The organism is Limimaricola pyoseonensis, from assembly GCF_900102015.1.
In the GTDB taxonomy this organism is placed as follows: domain Bacteria; phylum Pseudomonadota; class Alphaproteobacteria; order Rhodobacterales; family Rhodobacteraceae; genus Limimaricola; species Limimaricola pyoseonensis.
On record NZ_FNAT01000006.1, the window covers coordinates 190072 to 211818 of the forward strand.

Consider the following 21747-nt stretch of genomic DNA (forward strand, 5'->3'; position numbering starts at 1 on the left):
CCCATGGCGCTGATCGAGATCGACGACCCGCAACCCGGCATCCGCCGCCTCACCTTCAACCGGCCCGAGAAGCTCAACGCGCTGTCGACGCCACTGCTTCATGAGTTCGACGCGGCCCTCGCGGCGGCGGCCTCTGACGCGACGGTGCGCGCGCTGATCCTGCGCGGCGCCGGCGACCGGGCCTTCGTGGCCGGGGCCGATATCGGCGAATATGCCGGCGACCGGCGCGAGGCCTTCATCGCCTACCAGATGGCGGCGCGCGCCCTGTTCGACCGGCTCGAGCGGCTGCCCAAGCCGGTGATCGCCGCGATCGGCGGCTTTGCCTTGGGCGGCGGCTTCGAGATCGCGCTGTGCTGCGACATGATCGTCGTCTCCGAGAACGCGCGCCTCGGCCTGCCGGAAGGCCGGCTCGGGCTGTGCCCGGGCGGCGGCGGCACGCAGCGGCTGACCCGCGCGGTCGGGCGATACGCGGCCTCCGAGATCATGCTCGCGGGATGGCGCATCGACGGGCGGCGCGCGCACCAGCTGGGCCTGGCCTGCGAGCTGGCCGCGCCCGAGGCGCTCGACGACGCGGCGATCGCCCGCGCGCGGGCCTGCCTCAAGATCGCGCCGAGCGCGCAGGCCGAGATGAAGCGGCTGATCCGCGAGGGCGTGGACGCGCCCTTGGAGACGGCCAAGAGCTTCGAGCAGGAGGTGCTGTTCCGCCTCTATTCCGGCGCCGACGGGCAGGAGGGCATCGACGCCTTCCTCGGCAAGCGCGAACCGCAATTCGGGAGGCAGTGATGGAGTTCGAGGGCAAGACCGCGGTGATCACCGGCGGCGCGATGGGCATCGGCCTGTCCTGCGCCGAGCGCTTCGTGGCCGGCGGCGGCAATGTCGTTCTGGCCGACATCTCGCGCGAGGAGGGCGACAAGGCGGTGGCCGCGCTCGGGGCGCGGGCGCTGTTCGTCGAAACCGATGTCGAGAACCTCGCCGCGGTCGAGGCGGCCGCTGCGGCGGCGATCGACCGGTTCGGGCGGATCGACATCCTCGTCAACAACGCCGCTCGCGCGCTTCCGGGCGTGGTCGACGAGATCGACGAGGCGCGCTGGATGACGGTGATCAACACCAACCTGAGCGGCGCATGGCGCGGCATGAAGGCCTGCGTGCCGCACATGCGGCGTCAGGGGTCGGGCGCGGTGGTCAACATGTCCTCGGTGCAGGGGCTTCTGGGGTTCAAGGGCTGGTCGGCCTACTCGGCCGCCAAGGGCGCGATCGACGCGCTGACGCGGCAGTCGGCGGTCGATCTCGCGCCGCATGGCATAAGGGTCAACGCCGTCTCGCCCGGCACGATCATGACGCCGATGAACGCCAGGATCTTCGCCGAGATGGACGACCCGTCCGAGCTGATCGACAGCTGGAACCGGGCCCACCCGATCGGCCGCTTCGGCCAGCCCGAGGAGGTGGCCGAGACGGTGGCCTTCCTCGCCTCGGACCGCGCGAGCTTCATCACCGGCGAGATCGTCCGGGTCGATGGCGGCCTCGCGGTGCGCGCGGAATGAGCGGCGCGGCCGACATCGCGGGCGTCGCGCGCTGCGAGGCCGCCTCGGGCGGGCTCGAGGTCGACCTCTCGGTCGGGCACCTGCACGGGCTGCGCCTGCGCGACGGCGGGCGCGAGATCGCGCCGCTGGCCACCGCGCCATGGCTCGGCGAGACGGCGGAGCTGCCGGCCGGGCTGCCGCCGGTGGAGCGGCGGCTGTCGGGCGACTTTCTCTGCGCGCCCTTCGGCCCCGGCGGCGCCGAGGACGCGCCGCCGCATGGCTGGTCGGCCAACAGCGCCTGGGAGGTGGAGGCCGAGCGGCCCGGCGGGCTGGACCTGCGGCTCGGGCGCGAGATCCAGGGCGCGCGGCTGCGCAAGCGGCTGCGGCTTCTGCCCGACGCGCCGCTGCTGCTGTGCCGGCACGAGTTCGAGGGCGGGCGCGGGCGGCTGCCGGTGTCGCATCACGTGATGGTCGCGCTCGGCGGGCCGGCGCGGCTGTCGGCCAGCCCCAAGCGGGCCGTGGTGGCGCCCGACGCGCCGCTCGAGCCGGGGCGCAACCGGCTGCGCTGCCCCGGACGGGCGGCGGCGCTCGGCGGTTTTCCGGCCGCCGATGGCGGCGTCATCGACCTCACCCGCCTGCCGATCGGCGCGGCGCACGAGGATTTCGTGACGCTGGTCGAGGCGGCCCGCGACGGCTTCGGCTGGACCGCGGTGCTGCGCGAGCGGCACGACGACATCGTCTTCGTGCTGCGGCCGGTGGCCGAGATGCCGGTGACGATGCTGTGGCATTCCAACGCCGGCCGCGACTACGCGCCGTGGAACGGCCGGCACACCGGCGTGCTCGGGATCGAGGACGGCATGGCCGGCGGCGCGGTCACCGCCGCCGAGGCCGCCGCGGGCCGCGGCCCGGTGGCGGCCGAGGGGGTGCCGACCGCGCTCGATCTCGACCCCCACGGCCGACGGCGGCTGCACCACCTGATCGGCGCGATCGCCCGGCCACCCGGCTGGGACAGGCTGCACGGCATCGCCTGGGAGGGCGACAGCCTCGTTCTGAGCGGGCCGGGCGGCCAGCGCCGCGCGCTGCCCTGCCCCCGGACCCTTTTCGATGCGCAAGAGGAGGCGCGAGACCAAGATGGCAACCGTTGAACTTGAGCGCCTGAACAAGCGCTTCGGAGGGTTCACCGCCCTCGAGAGCCTCGATCTGACGATCGCGGATGGCGAGTTTCTCGTCCTGCTCGGCCCGTCGGGCTGCGGCAAGTCGACCACGATGCGGCTGGTGGCCGGGCTCGAGGAGCCGACCGGCGGCGAGATCCGGATCGGTGGCCGGCGGGTCAACGACATCCCGGCGCGCGACCGCGACCTCGCCATGGTGTTCCAATCCTACGCGCTCTACCCGCACATGACGGTGGGCGAGAACATCGGCTACCCGCTCAAGGTGCGCGGCATCGCCAAGGCCGAGCGGCAGGCGCAGATCCGCGCCGCCGCCGAGAAGGTCGAGATGGGCCACCTGCTGACCCGCCGCCCGGCCGAGCTTTCGGGCGGCCAGCGCCAGCGCGTGGCACTGGCCCGCGCCATCGTGCGCACGCCGCGGCTGTTTCTGATGGACGAGCCGCTCTCCAACCTCGACGCCAAGCTGCGCACGGTGATGCGGGCGGAACTCAAGCACCTGCAGCGCGACCTCGCCACCACCACGATCTACGTCACCCACGACCAGGTCGAGGCGATGACGCTGGCCGACCGCATCGTCATCCTCAACGCCGCGAAGATCCAGCAGCAGGGCACGCCGCAGGAGATCTACGACCGGCCGGCCAACACCTTCGTGGCGAGCTTCATCGGCTCGCCGCCGATGAACCTGATCGAGGGCACGGTGGCGGAGGGGCGGTTCCACCACCCCGATGGCGGCGTGGCGCTGGCCTCGGCGCCGCAGGGGCCCGCGGTGCTGGGCGTGCGGCCCGAGGACGTCACGCTCGCCGCGCCGGGCGAGGGCGATTTCACGGGCAAGGTCTATTCCTCGGAGCTTCTGGGGGATTGCACGCTGCTCAACGTGCGGGTCGGCGACAAGCTGGTCGCGGCCAAGGTCGGCCCGCAGGACGGGCGCGACATGGACGAGCCGGTGGGGCTGCGGCTGGCGCCGGGCGCGCTGCACCTGTTCGACGGCGAGAGCGGGGCGCGGATCGAGGGCCGGGCATGAGGGCTGCGCCGCCCCTGCCGCCGGCGCCGCCCGCGGCGCTGCCGCCCGAACGGGCCGAGGTCTTCTTCGACGGCATCTTCTCGGAGCCGCGGCTGAGCCATCCCGAGGCGGTGGCCGTCGGCCCGGATGGCTGGATCTGGGCCGGCAACCAGGATGGCGACATCTGCCGCATCGCCCCCGATGGCGGCCGCATCGATAAGGTGGCCTCGACCGGCGGCTTCGCCCTCGGCCTCGCCTTCGACGGCGACCGGGCGCTGTTCATGTGCGACCTGCGCCACGCGGCGGTCTTCCGGCTCGACCTCTGCACCCGCCGCCTGACGCGCTTCGCCGAGGGGCCGCGCATCCCGAACTACCCGCTGGTCGACCGGGCGCGCGGGCGGCTCATGGTGTCGGACAGCCACGACGCCGAGCGGCCCGGCCCCGGCATCTGGGCCTTCGACCTCGCGACGGGCGCGGGCGCGGTCTGGGACGGGCGCGACTACGACTTCGCCAACGGGCTCGCGATGCGCGACGGCGAGGACGCGATCTACCTGTGCGAGACCTTCGCCGCGGCGATCCGGCGGATCGAAATCCGCCCGGACGGGTCGGCCGGGGCGGCGGAGATCTACGCGACCGGCCTGCCGGGCCTGCCCGACGGCATCGCCTTCGACGCGGAAGGCGGGCTGATCGTCGGCTGCTACGAGCCCTCGCATATCCTGCGCGTGCCGCCCGGCGGCGGCGCGGCCGAGACGGTGATCGCGGATCCGACCGCGCACCGGCTCTGCCATCCCACCAACATCGCCTTCGACGGCGCGGCGCTCTTCGCCGCCAATCTCGGCCGCTGGCACGTGACCCGGATCGAGATGGCCGTCGGGGCCGAGCCGCTATGGAAGCAATCGCTATGACCTATCTGGGCCTCACATGGGATCACCCGCGCGGCCGCAACGCGCTGATCGCCGCCGCGGCCGGCACCGACGCGCCCGAGGGCCGGCTGCTGCGCTGGGAGGTGCAGCCGCTCGAAGGCTTCGAGAGCGCGCCGATCGCGGATCTGGCCGCGCGCCACGACCTGCTGGTGATGGATCACCCGCATATCGGCGAGGCGGTGGCCGAGGACTGCCTGACGCCGCTCGAGGCGCTGTTTCCCGAGCCGCTGCTGGCGCGGTGGCGGGCGCAGTCGATCGGCCCGGCGATGGAGTCCTACCGCTGGGACGGCAGGAGCTGGGCGCTGCCGCTCGACGTCGCGACGCAGGTGACGCTGCGCCGGCCCGACCGGATCGCGGATGCGCCGACCAGCTGGGACGAGATGGAGGAGATCGCGGCGCGGCTGCCGGTGGCGCTGTCGCTGGCCGGGCCGCATGCCTTCCTGACGCTGCTGTCGCTGGCGGCCTCCGAGGGCGCGCTGGTCGGGGGCGAGGCGATGCTGCCCGACGGGCCCGCGCTCGCGGCGCTGTCGCGGATGGCGCGGCTCTGGCGAAGCCGGCCGCCCGGCAGCGAGACGCTCAACCCGATCGCGCTGAGCGAGCGGATGGCGGGCTCGGACGAGATCGCGCTGGTGCCGCTGGTCTTCGGCTACGTGAACTACGCGCGCGGCGCGCGGCCGCTGGCCTTCTCGGACACGCCGCGCGCGAAGGGCGGGTATGGCGGCGTGCTCGGCGGGACCGGCATCGCCTTCACCCGCCGGGCCGCGCCGTCGCCGGCGCTGCTCGATCACATCGCATGGCTGATGCGCCCCGAGACGCAGGCCGGCTTCATCCCGGCCCATGACGGGCAGCCCTCGGCGCGCGGCGCCTGGGCCGACCCGGCCGTCAACGCCGCATGGGGCGGCTTCTACGCCGCGACGATGGACACGGCCGAGCACGCCGCGCTGCGGCCGCGCTTCGACGGCTACATCGCCTTTCAGACCGCGGCCGCCGCGGCGATCCGCGACGGGCTTGCCGGGGCCGAAGACGAGGCCCGGACGCTCGACACGATCCGGCGCCTGTGGCGCGACGCCCGCGGGCGCGCGCGCGGCGCCCTCGACGATGACAGGAGAGACCTGAAATGACCGACACGACCCTTCCCTTCAGCGGCGCCGAGGGCGCGCTTTCGGGCCTGCGCATTCTCGACTTCTCGCACCTGTTGCAGGGGCCTTTCGCGACCCAGCTGCTGGCCGATCTCGGCGCCGACGTGATCAAGATCGAGCGGCCGGGCAAGGGCGACCTGTTCCGCTCGCTCACCTTCCGCAACAAGTGGGTCGGCGGCACCGAGAGCCCCAATCACCTGGCCTGGAACCGCAACAAGCGCAGCCTCGCGCTCGACCTGAAATCGGCCGAGGCGCGCGAGATCATCATGAAGATGGCCGAGGAGGCCGACGTGGTGGTGCAGAACTTCCGCCCCGGCGTGATGGCGCGGCTGGGCTACGGCTACGAGGCGTTCGCGGCGGTGAACCCGCGCATCGTCTACTGCTCGGGTTCGGGCTACGGCGAGGAGGGGCCCTATGTCTCGCGGCCCGGCCAGGACATGCTGATCCAGGGCCTGACCGGGATCATGGCCGCGACCGGACAGGCAGACCAGCCGCCGACCCCGGTCGGGGCGGGCTTTTCCGACCAGGTCGGCGCGATGAACATGGTCTACGGCATCCTCGCCGCGCTTTTGTGGCGCGAACGCTCTGGCAAGGGGCAGGAGATCAAGGTCAACCTGATGGCAGGGATGCTCGCGCACCAGAACCAGGAAATGGTCATGGCCATGAACTTCAACGAGGATTTCGAGCGCCCGAACTCCGGCATCGGCCATCCGGGGATGGACGCCCCGTTCGGCACCTACCCGACGCGGGACGGCTGGATCACCATCGCGATGTCGCCCTATGCGCGGCTGGTCGAGGTGCTGGGCAATCCCGACCTGTCCCGCTTCGACGACCCGGCGATCCTTTACGACCGGCGCGACGAGGTCTGGGCGGCGCTGGCCGAGGAGACGCGCAGGTTCGGCAGCGACGACCTGCTCGACCGGCTGCTCGAGGCCGACATCTGGTGCGGCCGGGTCAAGAGCCATCTCGAGGTGGCCGACGACCCGCAGGTCAGGCACATGGGGATGATCACCAGCTACACCCACCCGACGGCGGGCGAGGTGAAATGCGTGGCCCCGGCGGTGAAGTTTAGCGACACGCCGGCCTCGATCCGCCGGCACGCGCCGCTGGTGGGCGAGCATTCGCGCGAGATCCTCGCCGAGCTCGGCTATGACGCGGCGCAGCTCGACCAGCTGGCGCAGAAGGGCGTGGTCGGCATGGGCGGGCCTGCGTGATGCAGCTCATGGCGATCGGCGAATGCATGATCGAGATGTCGGGCGGGCAGGAGGATTGCTGGCGCATGGGCTTCGCCGGCGACACGCTCAACACGCTGTGGTACGCGCGGGCCGGCCTCGACCCGGCGCAGGGGCCGGTGGGCTATTTCACGGCGCTCGGGCGCGACGGCTTCTCGGACCGGATCGTGGCCTTCCTCAAGGAAGCCGGCATCGCCACCGGGGCGATCCGGCGCCTCCCCGACCGCCGGCCCGGCCTCTACATGATCGAGCAGAGGGACGGCGACCGCGCCTTCACCTACTGGCGCGAGACCTCGGCCGCGCGGGCGCTGGCCGAGGACGACGCGGCGCTGCGCGCGGCGATCGCGGGGGCGCGGATGCTGTACCTGTCGGGCATCACGCTGGCGATCCTGCCGAGCGGCGACCGGGCGCGGCTGCTCGACGCGCTGCGCGAAGCGCGGCAGCGGGGCGCACGCGTGGCCTTCGACCCCAACATCCGCCCGGCGCTCTGGCCGGATGCAAAGGAGATGCGCGCCGCGATCATGGCGGCGGCGGCGATCTCGGACATCGTGCTGCCGAGCTTCGAGGACGAGGCGCGCTGGTTCGGCGATGCCGACCCGGCCGCCTGCGCCGCGCGCTACGCCGATGCCGGGGCGGACGAGGTGGCGGTGAAGGACGGCGCGGGGCCGGTGACGCTGCTGGACGCGGGCGTGCTATCGCAGATCCCTGTGCCCGAAGCCGCGGAGGTGGTGGATGCCACCGGCGCGGGCGACAGCTTCAACGGTGCCTATCTCGCGGCCCGTCTGCGCGGTGCGCCAAGCGCGGCGGCGGCTGAGGCGGGCATCGCCATGGCGGCGCGGGTGATCGCGCGGCATGGCGCGATCATCGATCTCGCGGAGGCGAGGGGGGCGGCCTGAAGGGGCCGCGCGCCGCTCAGTCCGCCGTCCAGCCGCCGTCGATCAGAAGCGCGGTGCCGGTGACCAGCGCCGAGGCGGGCGAGGCGAGATAGGCGACCGCGCCCATCACGTCCTCGACCTCGCCGACGCGGCCGAGCTTGATCATGCCCTCGATCCAGGCGCGCTTCTCTGGGTCCTCCAGCGTCTGCGCCCCGAGCGGGGTACGGATGAAGGTGGGGCAGAGCGTGTTGACGCGGATGCCGTGCGGCGCCCATTCGATCGCCATCGCCTTGGTCATGCCCTCGAGCCCATGCTTGGTCGCGCAGTAGAGCGCGCGTTCGCGGCCGCCGACATGGCCCATCTGGCTCGAGACGTTGATCAGGCTGCCGGGGCGGCCGGCGGCGATCAGCCCGCGCGCCACGGCGCGGGTCAGGAAGTAGGCGGCGCGCAGGTTGACGTCGGTGACCGCGTCGAAATCGGCGGGGTCGGTTTCGAGCGCGGGGCCGTGGCGGGCCAGCCCGGCCGAGTTCACCAGCACGTCGAAGGGCCCCTGCGCGGCCACCGCCGCCTCGGTCGCGGCGATGTCCGAGATGTCGAGCGGCAGGGTCCGGACCGCGAAGCCGGCCTCGGCCATCTCGGCGGCCACGGCGTCGAGCTTTTCGGCGCCACGCGCGACCAGCGTCACCTCGGCGCCGGCCTCGGCCAGCGCCACCGCGCAGCCGAGCCCGATCCCCGAGGAGGCGCCGGTGACCAGCGCGCGGCGGTCGTCGAGACGGAAGGAGGGGGTGCGGGGCAGGGGCATGGCTTGGTCCTTTCACATCCGCGGGCGGCGCGGCCGCGGGGCAGGGGCGCGCCGGGCCGGCGGGGCCGGCCGGCGCGCCCGGGTCTCATTCGGCCGCGACCGGGCCGGCGCTCTGGGCCGCCTGCCCGTAGGGCACGTCGCGCCCGCCGTAGCGGCGCACGCGGATGTTGCACTGCTCGGCATGGCCGACGAAGCCCTCGAGCATGCACAGCCGAGAGCCGTAGGCGCCGATCTCGGCGGCGGCGGCGTCGCTGGTGATGCGCTGGTAGCTGTGGGTCTTGAGGAACTTGCCGACCCAGAGCCCGCCGGTGTAGCGGCCCGCCTGCTTGGTGGGCAGCGTGTGGTTGGTGCCGATCACCTTGTCGCCGTTGGCGACGTTGGTGCGCGGCCCGAGGAACAGCGCGCCATAGGCGGTCATGTTCTCGAGATACCAGTCGTCGCGGTCGGTCATCACCTGCACGTGCTCGTAGGCCATCTCATCGGCCACCTCGAGCATCTCCTCGTGGCTGTCGCACAGGATCACCTCGCCGTAGTCGCGCCAGGATGCGGCGGCGGTCTCGGCGGTGGGCAGGATCTTCAGCAGGCGCTCGACCTCGGCCAGCGTGTCCTCGGCCAGGCGGCGGGAGTTGGTGATCAGCGCCGCGGGCGAGTTGTAGCCGTGCTCGGCCTGGCCCAGCAGGTCGGTGGCGCACAGCTCGGCGTCCACCGTCTCGTCGGCGATCACCATGGTCTCGGTCGGACCGGCGAAGAGGTCGATGCCGACGCGGCCGAAGAGCTGGCGCTTGGCCTCGGCCACGAAGGCGTTGCCGGGGCCGACCAGCAGGTGCACGGGCTCGATCGTCTCGGTGCCGATCGCCATGGCGCCCACGGCCTGGATGCCGCCCAGCACGTGGATCTCGTGCGCGCCGCCGAAATGCATCGCGGCGATCACCGCCGGGTTGGGCTTGCCCTTGAAGGGCGGCGTGCAGGCGACGATGCGCGGCACGCCGGCGACCTTGGCGGTGGCGACCGACATGTGCGCGGAGGCGACCATCGGGAACTTGCCGCCCGGCACGTAGCAGCCGACCGACTGCACCGGGATGTTGCGGTGGCCGAGCACCACGCCGGGCAGGGTCTCGACCTCGATGTCGGTCATCGAGGCGCGCTGCGCCTCGGCGAACTTCACCACCTGCGCCTGGGCGAAGCGGATGTCCTCAAGCTCGCGCGGGCTGAGTTCGGCGATCAGCGCGTCGATCTCGTCCTGGCTCAGGCGGAAGCTCTCGGGCGTGTAGCCGTCGAACTTCTCGCTCAGTTCGCGCACGGCGGCGTCGCCGCGGGCCTCGATGTCGCGCAGCGTGGCCTCGACGATGCCACGGGTCCGGGCGTCGTCCTCGGCCCGCTCGGTCTGCGGCTTGCCGCGCTTGAGATGGGTGATGGTCATGGCAGATCCTCCCGGGGCTATGTCGTCCTACCGCTAGGCCAGCCGCCATCGAGGCTGCAAGAACATGAAAGGCTGGTGAAATTCTTTCAACCGCTTTGCCGCTCGATCAACCGGACCGGGGCGATGCGGATGGCGCCGGCGCGGGTGGGGTCCTGCATCTGCAGATCGATGAGTTCCAGCGCGTCGGCGACCATGCGGTTGATCGGCTGCCGCATGGTGGTCAGCCGGTAGGACGACCAGGCCGCCATCGGGATGTCGTCGAAGCCGATCACCGCGAGGTCGTCGGGCACGTTCATGCCCCGCGCGCGGGCGGCGTCGATGGCCGCCAGCGCCATCACGTCATTGGCGCAGAACAGCGCGTCGGGGCGGGTCGGGGCGTCAAACAGCTGGCCGGCGGCATCGAGGCCGCCCTCGTAGGTGAACCCGCCAGACCGGCGGTCGAACAGCGCGATCCCGGATTCGTCGAGCACGTCGAGAAACCCGCGGATCCGCTCCAGATGGGTCGAGGTGTCCTCGCGCCCGCCGATCAGGGCGATTCGGCGGCGCCCGCTCGCGATGAAGCGGTGCGCGATCTGGCGGCCGCCGCCGAAGTTGTCGCAGGTTGCGGCGGTCATGCCGGCATCGGGCTGCACCCGGTTCAGCAGCACCACGGGCATGCCCTGTTCGCGGCAGGCGCGGGCCAGCCGCGAGGACATGGTCGCGGAGGTGACGATGGCGGCGTCGGAGCGGTAGTCGAGCACCTGCCGCATTACCGCATCGACGCTGCTGCCGGGCGGGACGACGTGCAGAACGAGCCGACGGCCCTGGGCATGCAGCGCGGTCGAGAGGGTCTCCATCGCCGTGGTGTAGAACGGGTTCGACAGATCGCCGGCCACCAGCGTCACCGTGCCGGTGGTCATCTCGGCGATGCGACGCTCGGCCGGGGCCTTGTAGCCCAGCTCGCGCGCCACGGCGAGGATCCGGGCCCGGCGGGCGGGCGCGAGGGGAGAATCCGGCTGGAACGCGCGCGAGACCGCCGCGACCGATACCCCCGCGACACGGGCCACGTCGCGCCCCGTCGGTCCTGCCATCCGAACCTCCCTTGTCCGGCCGCCAGACTGCACCAGATCCGCGGCCCTGCGAAGAGTGGTGAAATAATTTCAGTGAAAGCCTGCCCGGTTGCCTCTGGGGAACCCGTCTCGCTACTGCTCTGACGACCGGCGGAGGACACCGGTTCGACAGCTCACTGGGAGGAACACATGACCCGATCGACCAAGGCCTTCGTGGCGGCGCTTTCCGTCGTCGCGGCGGCGGGGGCGGCTCAGGCCGACGAGACCCGGCTCGCCTTCGGGGCGACCAACTCGCAAAGCGCCCACTACGCCTATTTCGCGTCGCTGGCCAAGATCGTGAACGACGCCTATCCCGAGACCTACCAGGCCTCCGTGGTCGAGACCGGCGCCACCGTCGACAACCTGCGCCGCATGTCGCGCGACCAGCTCGACATCGGGCTGATCACCACCTCGTCGCTCTACCACGCCTTCAACGGCCTGAAGGAGTTCGAGGGCCGCGCCGTGCCGTCGAAGCTGCTCTGGGCCTATTCGCTGGCGCCGCAGAACGTCGTCGTGCGCCGCGATTCCGGCATCACGGCGCTGTCGGACCTGGGCGGCAAGGAGATGGGGCCGGGCATGCGCGGCTCCTCGACGGAGGCCACCAGCGAGGATGTCTTCTCGCTGCTCGACATCACGCCCGACTGGGTGCGCGGCACCAATGGCGAGCTGGCGAACATGATCAAGGACGACCGTTCCGCCGGCTTCGTCAAGAGCGCGGTCGGCACCCAGTTCGACGCGCTGACCACCGACATCGCGGCCTTCACGCCGCTGCAGGTCGTTGGGCTGAACGAGGACGAGACCGCCAAGGTGCGCGAGGCGCTGCCCGAGCTGTCGATCGTCGAGATGCCCGGCGGCGAGATGGAGAACTCCGGCCCCTACACCACCTGGGGCTTCATGATCGGCGTCTCGGCGCGGCCGGATCTCGACGAGCAGACCGCCTACGACATCACCCGCGCGGTGATGGAGAACATGGCGGAGCAGGCCGCGGCCTTCCCCTCGGTCGAGGGTGAGAACCTCGCCGAGCTGACGCTGCAATACGCGACCAGCCCGCTGCATCCCGGCGCCATCCGCTACTACGAGGAAATCGGGCTGACCGTGCCCGACGCCCTCAAGTGAGCCCGACCGGCGGACCCGTTTCGGGTCCGCCGGGACACCCACCTCTTCCGGACGGAGCCCCCGCATGACCGGTCGCGACCCCGACGCCATTCGCAAGCGCGCCATTTCCGCATTGGCCATCCTGCTGGGTGGCTTCGTCTTCTACACCTCCCTGAACGGCCCGTTCGAGTCGCTGATCCAGCGGTCGGTCTTCGTGGCCATGATCAGCGCGCTGGCGGTGCTGATGTATCCGCTGTTCTACGGCACGCGGCTGCGACCGCTGGGGATCGCGGTGGATCTGGGCATCGTGGCGATGATCACCGGCTCGGCCGCCTACATCACGGCGAACCAGGTCACGATCATGACCGAGCTGCCCTGGGCCGAACCGCGCGACATGGCGATGGGCTTCGGCACGCTGCTGGCGGTGCTCGAGCTGGCCCGGCGCAGCTCCAACTGGGTGTTTCCGGCGATCGTGCTCGTCTCGGTCGCCTATGCCTTCTTCGGCTATCTCATTCCCGGCCAGTTCGGCCATCGCGGCTTCGACGCGGGCTACCTGACCGAGATCATCTTCCTGTCGGACCGGGGGCTGTGGGGGATGCTGGTCAACGTCGCCTCGACGACGCTGGCCGCCTTCGTGCTGTTCGGCGCGATCCTGCTGCACACCGGCGCGGGCGAGACCTTCTTCGACCTGTCGGCGCGGCTCGGCGGGTCGCGCCCGGGCGGCGCCGCCAAGATCGCGACCTTCGCCTCGGGCTTCTTCGGCGCCATCAACGGCTCGACCGTGGCCAACGTGGCGACCACCGGGAACTTCACCATTCCGCTGATGAAGCGGCTGAAATACCCCGCGCCCTATGCCGGCGCGGTCGAGGCCATCGCCTCGACCGGCGGCCAGCTTGCGCCGCCGATCATGGGCACGGCCGCCTTCGTGATGGCCGAGCTGGTCGGGGTCAACTACTGGTCCATCGCGCTGGCCGGCGTGGTCCCGGCGCTGCTGTTCTATCTCGGCGTCTACGCGACGGTCCACGTGATCGCCCGCCGGCAGGGCTTTCGCCCGGTGATGGCCGATGATCTGCCCGACTGGCGCTCGGCCATGACCGCGACGCGGCTGGCGCCGATCCTGGCGGGCCTCGCGGGCCTCGGCTTCGGCATCCTCAACGGCAACTCGATCGAGCTGACCGCCTGCTACGGCATGATCGCGATGATCGTGGCGGTGTTCGTGGCGCGCATCTGCGCCGGGCAGAACCCGCTCGAGGTCGGGCGGATCGTGGTCCGCGCGCTCGAGGAGGGCGGGCGCGGCGTGGTGATCGTCGGCATCCTCCTTGTCGGGGCGCAGGTCTTCGTGGCGATGATCAACCTCACCGGCCTCGGCGTCGCGGTGACCTCGGCGGTGCTGGCGGTGGGGCAGGGCAACCTCGCGCTGATCGCGGTGCTGATGGCGGTGGTCTGCCTGATCGCCGGCATGGGCCTGCCGACCTCGGCCGCCTACGTGATGGTCGCCGCCGTCTTCGCCCCGGCGCTGATCCAGCAGGGGATCGAGCCGCTCGTCGTGCACATGTTCGTTCTCTACTACGCGGCGCTGTCGGTGATCACGCCGCCGGTCTGCCTCGGGGTCTTCGTGGCCGCGACGATCGCGCAGGCGCCCTGGATGAAGGTCGCGCTGCAGACGCTGCGGCTCGGGGCCACGGCCTATGTGCTGCCGATGCTGTTCCTGATCTATCCCGGCATGCTGGGCGGCGGCGGCATGGAGGCGATCGCGCGCGCCGTGATCTCGGGCACCGTCTTCGCCATGGCCATGGCGCATCTGCTGGGCGGCGCGCGACTGCCGGGCCCGAGACCTGTCTCGGTGCTCTGGCTGGCGCCGGCGCTGCTGGCGCTCCTGCCGCCCTGGAGTGCGACGATCGGGGCGGTGGTGCTCTTTGCCGGGCTGATGGCCCTGTCGCGCCAGCGCAACGCCGCCATGCCCCTTCCCGAAACCGCCTGACCCGGAGCCCGACATGAGCCTCAACGCCGAATTCCGCCGCCGCCTGATCGCCCGCGAGCCCCTGCTGGGCGCCTTCGTCAAGACCCCGCACCCGATCGTGGTGGAGATCATGGGCCGGTCCGGCTTCGACTTCCTCGTGCTGGACGCCGAGCACGCCCCCTTCGATCGCGCGGCGATCGACACCATGATGATCGCCGGCCGGGCCGCGGGCTGCCCGCTTCTGGTGAGGGTGCCGAGTTCCAGCCCGGACTGGCTGCTCGGCGTGCTCGACGCGGGCGCGGCGGGCGTGATGGTGCCGCATGTCGTTTCGCCCGGGCAGGCGGCCGAGCTGGCCCGCGCGATGCGTTACGGCGCGGGCGGGCGCGGCTTCGCGGGCACGACCCGTGCCGCCGAATACGCCGGGCGCAGCATGCGCGAGCACTTGGCGATGGCTGGCGACGAGGTGTCGCTGATCTGCCAGATCGAGGATGCCGAGGGGGCCGACCGCTTCGACGAGATCGCCGCTGTGGAGGGCGTCGACGCGCTGTTCGTCGGCCGGGCCGATCTCGCGGTATCCTGCGGGCGCGACGACTTCTTCGCGCCAGACATCGCGGCGCGCTGCGCGGCGATCCTGGGCGCGTCCGGCGCCGCCACCGGGCTCTACTGCGCGCCGGGCGAGACGCTGGCGCCGCTTCGCGAGGCCGGGGCCTCGCTGTTCGTGGTGGGCTCGGACCACACGCTCATGGCTGGGGGCGCCGGTCAGCTTCGCAAGGCCTTCGAGCAACTCTGAGCAAGCCGGCGGCGGGCGTCGCGGCCGCGACGCCGTTGCCCGCCGTGACGCGAAGGGGGGGCTGACCGTGCGTTCCGGGCGGCCTCGACGCCGATCTTGCCGGCCGAACGCTGCCCGTAACGGGCCGTGCCGCTAGTTGGGCGGGGGACTGGATTCATAAGCACTACCAATGCCTAAGCCGGCACCCTGCCGGCTTAGGCAGTCGTGGTCGCGACGCCGCATCGGCCCTTGAAACAATTTCATCACGCAACTTCCTCTATATTATCGATAATAAAGTCGATAGATTGAAGTCGGAGGAGGCCAGCGATGGATGCATTTCTGATTGGATGTGGGGCCGGGTTTTCCGGCGACCGGGTCGACGCCCCGGGACCCGTGGTCGATCATCTGATCCGGTCCGGCGCGCCGGCCGGGCTGATGATCGAGACGCTGGGCGAGCGCACGCTGGCCCTGGCCCAGAAGGCGCGGCAGAAGGACGAGCGGGCGGGATACGAGCCGCTGCTCGACGCGCTGCTGCGGCCGGTGCTGCGGCGCTGCCTCGACCATGGCATTCCCATCGTCTCGAACATGGGCGCGGCCAATCCTCGCGCGGCCGCCGAGCGGATCCACCGGATCGCCGAGGAGATCGGCTGCGCCCGGCCGCGGATCGCGATCGTGACCGGCGACGACATCGCGGCGCAGCTCTCCGACATCCCGCTGCAGCCCTGGGAGGGCGACGACGGCCGGGCTCTGGCCGAGGGCACCCAGGTGATCGCGGCGAATGCCTATCTGGGTGCCGAGCGCATCCGCGACGCGCTCGGGGCCGGTGCGCAGATCGTGATCACCGGGCGGGTCGCCGACCCGTCGCTGGCGCTGGGGCTGCTGCTGCATCATTTCGGCTGGGCCGCGGATGACTGGCCGCGCCTCGCGGCGGGGATGCTGGCCGGGCACCTCGTCGAGTGCGGATCGCAGGTCACCGGCGGCTACTTCGCCGACCCGGCGCGCAAGCCGGTGGACGGGATGGCCGATCTGGGTTTCCCGGTGGTCGAGGTCGGCCGCGACGGCGCGCTGGTCGTGACCAAGCCCGAGAACACCGGCGGGATGGTCGACCTGCGCACTGTCAAGGAGCAGCTACTCTACGAGGTGCACGACCCTGCTCATTACATCACCCCCGACGTGATCATCGACCTGAGCGGTGTAAGCGTCTCGCAGCAGGGCCCGGACCGCGTCGCGGTGCACGGCGTCACCGGGCGGGCCGCGACCGACAGCTACAAGGTCACGATCAGCTATCCCGGCGGCTGGCTGGGCGAGGGCGAGATCAGCTATGCCGGGCCCGGCGCGCTGGCCCGCGCCCGACTGGCGCGCGACGTGCTGCGCGACCGGCTCGAGTTGCGCGGCCTGGCGCTGCGGCACCGCTTCGACCTGATCGGCGTGGCCAGCGTCTTCGACAGCGACGACGGCGCGCTGTCGGCGGCGGCGCTGCAGGCGCCGACCGACATCCGCCTGCGGATGGCGGTGGAGGGTGAAAGCCGCGAGCTGGTCGAGGCGGCGACCCAGGAGGTGCTGGCCCTGCTGTGCTGCGGCCCGGCCGGCGGCGGCGGGGTCCGGCGCGCCGCGACCGAACGCATCCACACGATTTCCTGTCTGGCGCCGAAGGCCGCGGTGCACACACGCATGGAGTTGCTGGCATGAAGCACGAAACTCTCGCGGCCAAGGGGGCCGGTCAGCTCACGCTCTACGACCTTGCCCATGCCCGCGCCGGCGACAAGGGCGAGCGGCTGAACATCTGCCTCTTCGCCTACGAGCCCCAGGATTACGATCTGCTGGTGGAGCAGGTGACCGAGCCGCGGGTGCGGGAGCTGTTCCGCCACCGCGGGGCGCATTCGGTCCGGCGCTACCTGCTGCCCAGGCTGCACGGCATGAACTTCGTCATCGACGGGGTTCTCGAGGGCGGCGTCAACGGCAGCCTCAATCTCGACGGACACGGCAAGACGCAGTCGTTCCGGCTCTTGTCGTTGCCGATCGCGAGGTCCGGCAACGACTGACAACCCGGCCATGGGGAAGAGGATGGCCGACAGAACAACAGGGAGGAAAACATGTACAAACGATATCTCGCCGCGATCGCCGGTGTCACGATGATGGCCAGCCAGGCAATGGGTGCAGACGCGATCCGGCTTGGCACCGCGACCGAGGGCGGCGTCTGGTTCGTCCTCGGCAACGGCTTCGCGCAGGTGCTGAGCGAGGCGCTCGACACGACGGTCACGCCGGTGACCACCGCGGGCTCGATGGAGAACGCCCGCCGCCTTTCGGCCGGTGGCGATCTGACCATGGGCCTGGCGCTGGCGACCAGCGTCGCCAACGGCATCGACGACGGCACGGTCGACCCCGACAAGATCCGCGCGATCGGCGCGGGCCACGGCAACTTCATGCAGGTGGTGGTGCGGGCCGACGACGCGGCCCAGAGCTGGAGCGAGGCCATGGCCGCGCAGCGCACCATCGGCGTCGGCGAGCCGGGCAGCGCCGCCTTCGAGGTCACCACCGGCGCGATCCGTGCGCTCGGCACGGATCTGGGCGACATCCGCCCGGCCCGGATCGGCCACCAGGCCCAGGCCGACGCGCTGAAGAACCGCGACATCGAGACCATGGTGGTGACGCCGGGCATCCCGACCGGTGCGGTCGTCGACGTGATGTCCTCGATCGACGCGCGGATGATCGCCGGCACGGAAGAGGAGATCGCCATGGTGCGCGAGCAGATGCCCTACATGGCGACCGGCACCATTCCCGCCGATTCCTACACCAACCAGCCGGAGCCGATCACCACGGTGATGCTGCCCTCGCTGATGATGATCACGGCCGACACGCCGGACGACACCGCCTATGCGGTGACCAAGGCGATCTACGAGAACAGCGCCCAGCTGGCCAAGGTGCACAGCAACGGCAACCAGTGGACGCAGGAGAACGCCCTGGCCTCGCGCGACTTCCTCGACAGGAAGGGGATCGCCTATCATCCCGGCGCGATCCGCTATTTCGAGGAAATCGGCATCTGGTAAGGCCGGACCAGTGTCGCGGCGGTGCCCGTCCGGGCGCCGCCAGTTTGCCGTCCTGACCATCCCATCGGGGGAATAGTCCAATGTCCGACAGCCACGCCCGCCCGACATGGCCGCAGCTGGGGCGCGACGCGGCCGCTCTCGGCTTCGCCGCCCTGACGCTCGTCATGGCCTCCGGCCTCTTCTTCGTCGACCCGGTGATCAACCGGATCCTGCATATCGGGGTCGGCTTCGTCATGCTCTTCGCGATGCGCGCCGTGCCGCGCAGCGGCTGGCGCTGGCCCGCGGTGATCGCCCTCGTGACGATGGTCGGCGTCACCGCCTACGCGCTGCATCTCTACCCGATCGCCTGGCAGTTCGTCGGGCTGCCGCCGTCGCGGCTCGAGATCGGGCTGGGGGTGGCGGCGATCCTGATCTCGCTGCTCGCGGCCTGGATGGTCGCCGGGCCGAGCATCCCGATCATCGCCAGCTTCTTCGTGGTCTACACGCTGGCCGGCAACAGCCTGCCCGCGCCCTTCTCGCATGCCGGTCTCGACATCGAGCAGATCGTGCAGGCGCTCTACGTGACAGGGCGCGGCATCTACGGCACCATCGCCGGCGTCTCGGCCAACTACATCGTCCTGTTCGTGATCTTCGCGGCCTATCTCGGTCAGATCGGCCTGATCGACTTCCTGCTCTACAAGTCGCGCGCGGTGCTCGGGCGCACGCGCGGCGGGCCGGCCAAGATCGCCGTCGTGGCCAGCGGCTCGCTCGGCGCGGTCATGGGCACGGCCTATGGCAACACCGCGAGCACCGGCGCCTTCACCATCCCGATGATGCGCCGCTCGGGCTTCAACCCGGCCTTCGCGGCCGCGGTCGAGGCCACGGCCAGCGTCGGCGGGCAGTTCGTGCCGCCGATCCTCGGCGGGGCGGCCTTCCTGATGGTCGACATCCTCGGCATCACCTACAACTCGGTCATGCTGGCCAGCCTGCCGCTGGCGATCCTGTTCTACGGCAGCATCTTCCTGATGGTCGACCTGACCGCCGTGCGGCAGGGCATCCGCAGCGTGCCGGCGCAGGTGCGAGACGAGGCCCCGCAGGACCTGCTCTGGGGCGGCTGGCTGAAGCTGCTGCCGATCGCGGTGCTGATCGCGATGCTGGTGCAGGGCTTCACCCCGCAGCGGGCCGGCTTCTGGGCGATCCTGTCGGTGATGGCGGTGGACCTGATCGAGACGCGCAGCCTCGGCGGCGTGCTGCGCAACCTGCTGCGCGGCCTGATCGAGGGCGCGAAGGGCAGCGCGGTGATCGTCGGCATCGTGGCGGCGGCCGGCATCATCGCGGGGCTGACCAGCACCACCGGCCTCGGGCTCGTGCTGTCGCAGATCCTGTCGCAGCTGGCGGGCAACAGCTACTTCCTGCTGCTGCTGCTCTCGGCGGTGACCTCGATCATCCTCGGCCTCGGCCTGCCGACCATCGTCTGCTACCTGCTGATGGCGGTTCTGGTCGCGCCGGCGCTGATCGATGCCGGCGTCGCCCCGATCGCGGCGCATCTGTTCCTGATCTACTTCGCCTCGCTTTCCTCGATCACGCCGCCGGTCGGGCCGTCGAACTTCATCGCCGCGACCATCGCCGGTGAGGGGACGAAGCCGATGGCGGTGGGTCTGTTCGCGATGCAACTGGCGCTGCCCGGCTTCATCATCCCGATGATCTTCGCCTACCACCCCGAGCTTCTGTTGCAGGACGGCCTGACCTGGCAGGTGCTGTGGTCGCTGCTCACCGCCTTTCTCGGCATCTATGCCCTGACCGCGGCGCAGACCGGCGCGCTGCTGCCCGGCTGGGTGATGAGCGGCGCGGCGCCGCGGGTCGCGGTGCTGGCGGCGGCGGGGCTGCTTCTGTGGCCCCACGCGGCAAGTGATCTGGCAGGGATCGCCGTCCTGGTGCTGGCGCATGTGCTGGTCGCGGCGCGGCGCCACCCGGTCGCTGAGGCGGCGCGATGACCGGGGCGCGGCGCTGGACCCGCCGCCCGGAGGGGTCGAACTGGGGCGAGTTCGGCCCGGACGACCAGATCGGCCGGCTCAACCTGCTCGGGCCCGACGCGGTGAAACGCGGCCTGGCCGAGGTGCGGGAGGGGCGGAGCTTCTGCCTGTCGCTGCCGCTCGACCTGCCCGGCGGCAGCACGCTCAACCCGCGCCGGGCCCCGCCGCGCCATTTCGCGACCGCGCGCGCGGGGCTGAGCAACTTCAACCACGCGCTGGCGCAGCATGACCCGGACCTGACCGACGTGATCTGCGACGACGCGGTGCTGCTGCACACGCAGTACTCCACGCAGTGGGATTCGCTCGCCCATGCCGGCGCGCTGTTCGATGCAGACGGCGACGGCGTGGCCGAGCCGGTCTACTACAATGGCTGGCGCGCGGGCGAGCATGTCACCGGCTCCGACGGGACGGAGGCCTGCCAGGGCTGCGGCGATGTCGAGGGCGTCGCGGCGCGACGGCTGGGGATCGAGACCATGGCCGAAACCTGCGTGCAGGGGCGCGGCGTGCTGATCGACCTGCACGCGATCGCCGGGCGGGACAGGGTCGCCGTCGGGCGCGACGCCCTGCTCGGGGCGATCGACGCGCAGGGGGCCGAGATCGAGCCGGGCGACATCCTGTGCCTGCACACCGGGTTCGCGGACGCGGTGATCGCCATGGGCGGGCAGCCAGATGCGCAGGCGCTGCACGGTGCCTTCGCCGTTCTCGACGGTCATGACCCGGCCTTGCTGAACTGGATCTCCGACAGCGGGATCGCGGCGCTGGTGGCCGACAACTACGCGGTCGAGCAATCGCCGGCGCGGGCGGGCGACGGGCCGCATGCCGCACTGCCGCTGCACGAGCATTGCCTGTTCAAGCTCGGCCTGCCGCTGGGCGAGTTGTGGCATCTGGGGCCCCTGAACGCGCATCTGCGCGGGCAGGCGCGCAACGGCTTCCTGCTCACCGCGCCGCCGCTGCGCCTGCCCGGCGCGGTCGGCTCACCGGTGACGCCGGTCGCCACCGTCTAGGCGAGGTCGAGCGCCGCCCGCATTTCCAGGTAGCGCTGCTTGGGCCGCTCGATATGGCGCGAGTTCAGCGCGATCAGGGCGTCGCGATCGCCGTCTCGCAGTGCATCGACCATCTGCTGGTGCTCGCGCCGGGCGATGCTGAGATACTCGGCGTCGAAGAACCCGCGCGAGCGGATCGGATGGGTCGCGCGCGTATGGGCGGCGACCTCGTCGGCGAGCATGCGGTTGCCGCACAGCGCGAAGATGGTCTCGTGGAAGGCGTCGTTCAGCGTCAGCAGGTCATGCGGTGCGGTGGCGGCGCAATGGGCGTCGCAGAGCTTCTGGAGATGTGCCACCGTCTCGGGCGGGCAGGGCAGCGGCATGCGCCGGATCGCGGCGGTCTGCAGGATGTCGCGGATCTCGTAAAGCTCGGAGATCTCGGTCGGGGTATAGCTGCGCACATGCACGCCCTTGTTGCGCACCTTGGTCGCCAACCCTTCGCTCACCAGCGCCTCGAGCGCGCTGCGCACCTGGTGGCGCGTCGCGTCGAACTGCGCCAGCAGCTCGTCCTCGATCAGCCGCTGGCCGGGATGCAGGCGGCCGAAGACGATCTGCTGTTCCAGCGACCGCGCGATGTCCTGACTACGCAACATGTAAGCCCCGCTCCAAGCCTACCGAGATTATCGACAATCTGTCGTGAGGTTGCAATCACC

20 protein-coding genes are annotated in these 21747 nt (G+C 71.3%); 16 read left to right on the forward strand and 4 right to left on the reverse strand.

All coding sequences use genetic code 11. The features are described from left to right. Positions 1-3: 3 nt before the first annotated feature. The 8 genes from BLT43_RS13775 to BLT43_RS13810 are packed head-to-tail and all read left to right on the forward strand — an operon-like array spanning position 4 to position 7879. Positions 4-783, forward strand: coding sequence for an enoyl-CoA hydratase/isomerase family protein (locus tag BLT43_RS13775; RefSeq protein ID WP_090113725.1), 780 nt, complete (start codon positions 4-6; stop codon positions 781-783). Next, on the forward strand, positions 783-1541 hold the full coding sequence (locus BLT43_RS13780; RefSeq protein ID WP_090113727.1) for an SDR family NAD(P)-dependent oxidoreductase: 759 nt from the start codon (positions 783-785) through the stop codon (positions 1539-1541). Before BLT43_RS13775 ends, BLT43_RS13780 begins: the two co-directional genes overlap by 1 nt. Next, the gene (locus tag BLT43_RS13785) at positions 1538-2665 is read left to right on the forward strand and encodes a hypothetical protein (RefSeq protein WP_090113729.1); all 1128 of its coding nucleotides are present in this window, start codon (positions 1538-1540) and stop codon (positions 2663-2665) included. Before BLT43_RS13780 ends, BLT43_RS13785 begins: the two co-directional genes overlap by 4 nt. Then, positions 2652-3710, forward strand: a complete 1059-nt coding sequence (locus BLT43_RS13790; RefSeq protein WP_090113730.1) for an ABC transporter ATP-binding protein — start codon at positions 2652-2654, stop codon at positions 3708-3710. Before BLT43_RS13785 ends, BLT43_RS13790 begins: the two co-directional genes overlap by 14 nt. Continuing rightward, on the forward strand, positions 3707-4594 hold the full coding sequence (locus BLT43_RS13795; protein ID WP_090113731.1) for an SMP-30/gluconolactonase/LRE family protein: 888 nt from the start codon (positions 3707-3709) through the stop codon (positions 4592-4594). Before BLT43_RS13790 ends, BLT43_RS13795 begins: the two co-directional genes overlap by 4 nt. Continuing rightward, a complete protein-coding gene (locus BLT43_RS13800) occupies positions 4591-5733 on the forward strand; it encodes a hypothetical protein (protein WP_090113732.1) in 1143 nt (380 codons plus the stop codon). The genes BLT43_RS13795 and BLT43_RS13800 overlap by 4 nt, the downstream gene beginning before the upstream one ends. Next, positions 5730-6965 (forward strand): CaiB/BaiF CoA transferase family protein, encoded by a 1236-nt coding sequence (locus BLT43_RS13805; RefSeq protein WP_090113734.1) that lies wholly within the window; start codon positions 5730-5732, stop codon positions 6963-6965. Before BLT43_RS13800 ends, BLT43_RS13805 begins: the two co-directional genes overlap by 4 nt. After that, positions 6965-7879, forward strand: coding sequence for a sugar kinase (locus BLT43_RS13810; protein WP_090113737.1), 915 nt, complete (start codon positions 6965-6967; stop codon positions 7877-7879). Before BLT43_RS13805 ends, BLT43_RS13810 begins: the two co-directional genes overlap by 1 nt. A gap of 16 nt (positions 7880-7895) precedes the next feature. Here the strand turns inward: BLT43_RS13810 and BLT43_RS13815 are convergent, their stop codons facing one another. The 3 genes from BLT43_RS13815 to BLT43_RS13825 form a co-directional block, all read right to left on the reverse strand. After that, a complete protein-coding gene (locus tag BLT43_RS13815) occupies positions 7896-8660 on the reverse strand; it encodes an SDR family NAD(P)-dependent oxidoreductase (RefSeq protein ID WP_090113739.1) in 765 nt (254 codons plus the stop codon). 85 nt (positions 8661-8745) lie between these two features. Continuing rightward, a complete protein-coding gene (gene hisD / locus BLT43_RS13820) occupies positions 8746-10080 on the reverse strand; it encodes a histidinol dehydrogenase (RefSeq protein WP_090113741.1) in 1335 nt (444 codons plus the stop codon). A gap of 86 nt (positions 10081-10166) precedes the next feature. Further along, complete coding sequence (locus BLT43_RS13825) at positions 10167-11150, reverse strand: LacI family DNA-binding transcriptional regulator (protein ID WP_090113743.1); 984 nt, start codon at positions 11148-11150, stop codon at positions 10167-10169. Between the two features lie 168 nt (positions 11151-11318). On the opposite strand from BLT43_RS13825, the gene BLT43_RS13830 reads away from it, so the two are divergent. From BLT43_RS13830 to BLT43_RS13865, 8 genes are all read left to right on the forward strand, one after another. Then, positions 11319-12284, forward strand: coding sequence for a TAXI family TRAP transporter solute-binding subunit (locus BLT43_RS13830; protein ID WP_090113744.1), 966 nt, complete (start codon positions 11319-11321; stop codon positions 12282-12284). A 64-nt stretch (positions 12285-12348) separates the two neighbouring features. Beyond that, complete coding sequence (locus tag BLT43_RS13835; protein WP_090113746.1) at positions 12349-14244, forward strand: TRAP transporter permease; 1896 nt, start codon at positions 12349-12351, stop codon at positions 14242-14244. A 13-nt stretch (positions 14245-14257) separates the two neighbouring features. After that, positions 14258-15013 (forward strand): HpcH/HpaI aldolase family protein, encoded by a 756-nt coding sequence (locus BLT43_RS13840; RefSeq protein WP_090113748.1) that lies wholly within the window; start codon positions 14258-14260, stop codon positions 15011-15013. Positions 15014-15319: 306 nt separating this feature from the next. Continuing rightward, entirely contained in the window at positions 15320-16681 is a 1362-nt protein-coding gene (locus BLT43_RS13845) for an acyclic terpene utilization AtuA family protein (protein ID WP_090113749.1), read from the forward strand. Continuing rightward, positions 16678-17034: an AtuA-related protein gene (locus BLT43_RS13850; protein WP_090113751.1), complete on the forward strand. Its 357-nt coding sequence runs from the start codon at positions 16678-16680 to the stop codon at positions 17032-17034. Before BLT43_RS13845 ends, BLT43_RS13850 begins: the two co-directional genes overlap by 4 nt. A 51-nt stretch (positions 17035-17085) precedes the next feature. Next, positions 17086-18039: a TAXI family TRAP transporter solute-binding subunit gene (locus tag BLT43_RS13855; protein ID WP_090113752.1), complete on the forward strand. Its 954-nt coding sequence runs from the start codon at positions 17086-17088 to the stop codon at positions 18037-18039. Between the two features lie 80 nt (positions 18040-18119). Then, the gene (locus BLT43_RS13860) at positions 18120-20012 is read left to right on the forward strand and encodes a TRAP transporter permease (protein ID WP_090113754.1); all 1893 of its coding nucleotides are present in this window, start codon (positions 18120-18122) and stop codon (positions 20010-20012) included. Further along, positions 20009-21055, forward strand: coding sequence for a cyclase family protein (locus BLT43_RS13865; protein WP_090113756.1), 1047 nt, complete (start codon positions 20009-20011; stop codon positions 21053-21055). Before BLT43_RS13860 ends, BLT43_RS13865 begins: the two co-directional genes overlap by 4 nt. Here BLT43_RS13865 and BLT43_RS13870 read toward each other — a convergent pair. After that, positions 21052-21687 (reverse strand): GntR family transcriptional regulator, encoded by a 636-nt coding sequence (locus BLT43_RS13870; RefSeq protein WP_090113758.1) that lies wholly within the window; start codon positions 21685-21687, stop codon positions 21052-21054. The genes BLT43_RS13865 and BLT43_RS13870 overlap by 4 nt on opposite strands. Positions 21688-21747: the final 60 nt, after the last annotated feature.

Coding starts and splice junctions, on each gene's coding strand:
- BLT43_RS13775 (WP_090113725.1), top strand. CDS start 4: ATGGCGCTGATCGAGATCGACGACCCGCAACCCGGCATCCGCCGCCTC.
- BLT43_RS13780 (WP_090113727.1), top strand. CDS start 783: ATGGAGTTCGAGGGCAAGACCGCGGTGATCACCGGCGGCGCGATGGGC.
- BLT43_RS13785 (WP_090113729.1), top strand. CDS start 1,538: ATGAGCGGCGCGGCCGACATCGCGGGCGTCGCGCGCTGCGAGGCCGCC.
- BLT43_RS13790 (WP_090113730.1), top strand. CDS start 2,652: ATGGCAACCGTTGAACTTGAGCGCCTGAACAAGCGCTTCGGAGGGTTC.
- BLT43_RS13795 (WP_090113731.1), top strand. CDS start 3,707: ATGAGGGCTGCGCCGCCCCTGCCGCCGGCGCCGCCCGCGGCGCTGCCG.
- BLT43_RS13800 (WP_090113732.1), top strand. CDS start 4,591: ATGACCTATCTGGGCCTCACATGGGATCACCCGCGCGGCCGCAACGCG.
- BLT43_RS13805 (WP_090113734.1), top strand. CDS start 5,730: ATGACCGACACGACCCTTCCCTTCAGCGGCGCCGAGGGCGCGCTTTCG.
- BLT43_RS13810 (WP_090113737.1), top strand. CDS start 6,965: ATGCAGCTCATGGCGATCGGCGAATGCATGATCGAGATGTCGGGCGGG.
- BLT43_RS13815 (WP_090113739.1), bottom strand. CDS start 8,660: ATGCCCCTGCCCCGCACCCCCTCCTTCCGTCTCGACGACCGCCGCGCG.
- hisD (WP_090113741.1), bottom strand. CDS start 10,080: ATGACCATCACCCATCTCAAGCGCGGCAAGCCGCAGACCGAGCGGGCC.
- BLT43_RS13825 (WP_090113743.1), bottom strand. CDS start 11,150: ATGGCAGGACCGACGGGGCGCGACGTGGCCCGTGTCGCGGGGGTATCG.
- BLT43_RS13830 (WP_090113744.1), top strand. CDS start 11,319: ATGACCCGATCGACCAAGGCCTTCGTGGCGGCGCTTTCCGTCGTCGCG.
- BLT43_RS13835 (WP_090113746.1), top strand. CDS start 12,349: ATGACCGGTCGCGACCCCGACGCCATTCGCAAGCGCGCCATTTCCGCA.
- BLT43_RS13840 (WP_090113748.1), top strand. CDS start 14,258: ATGAGCCTCAACGCCGAATTCCGCCGCCGCCTGATCGCCCGCGAGCCC.
- BLT43_RS13845 (WP_090113749.1), top strand. CDS start 15,320: ATGGATGCATTTCTGATTGGATGTGGGGCCGGGTTTTCCGGCGACCGG.
- BLT43_RS13850 (WP_090113751.1), top strand. CDS start 16,678: ATGAAGCACGAAACTCTCGCGGCCAAGGGGGCCGGTCAGCTCACGCTC.
- BLT43_RS13855 (WP_090113752.1), top strand. CDS start 17,086: ATGTACAAACGATATCTCGCCGCGATCGCCGGTGTCACGATGATGGCC.
- BLT43_RS13860 (WP_090113754.1), top strand. CDS start 18,120: ATGTCCGACAGCCACGCCCGCCCGACATGGCCGCAGCTGGGGCGCGAC.
- BLT43_RS13865 (WP_090113756.1), top strand. CDS start 20,009: ATGACCGGGGCGCGGCGCTGGACCCGCCGCCCGGAGGGGTCGAACTGG.
- BLT43_RS13870 (WP_090113758.1), bottom strand. CDS start 21,687: ATGTTGCGTAGTCAGGACATCGCGCGGTCGCTGGAACAGCAGATCGTC.